Annotated in this window: 1 pseudogene (cut by a window edge); it reads left to right on the top strand. The window is 55.7% G+C overall.

Features of this window, described 5'->3' with window-relative positions:
* Nucleotides 1–472: pseudogene (locus tag HX783_RS30120) on the top strand (immunoglobulin-like domain-containing protein) (its annotated part continues 308 nt past the right edge of the window); the annotation flags it as partial.

Raw genomic sequence — 472 nt, forward strand, 5'->3', positions numbered from 1 at the left:
CAGCACCACCATCGCCAAAACTGTCGGCGGTAACTTCGAGAACCTGGTCACCGATCCGAAGGCAGCGGTCACCACGATCACCGACTCGATCGATAACACCACGGTTTCGTTGACTGCCGACAAAGCATCGGTCGTTGAAGGCGGCGACATCACCTACACCGCAACCTTGACCAACAAGGCGCAGACTGACGTAACCGTTACGCTGTCGAACGGCCAGACCATCACTATCAAAGCTGGCGAAACCGTTGGCTCGACTGTGTTCCAGACTCCGGCTAACGACGTCTACAACAACGGTTCGACCGTCAGCACCACCATCGCCAAAACCGAAGGCGGTAACTTCGAGAATCTGGTGACCGATCCGAAGGCGGCTGAAACAGCCATCACTGACTCGATCGATAACACCACCATCACTCTGACCGCTGATAAAGCATCGGTCGTTGAAGGTGGTGAGATCACCTACACCGCGACCTTG

It is taken from the genome of Pseudomonas sp. D2002 (genome assembly GCF_013385735.1).
GTDB lineage: Bacteria > Pseudomonadota > Gammaproteobacteria > Pseudomonadales > Pseudomonadaceae > Aquipseudomonas.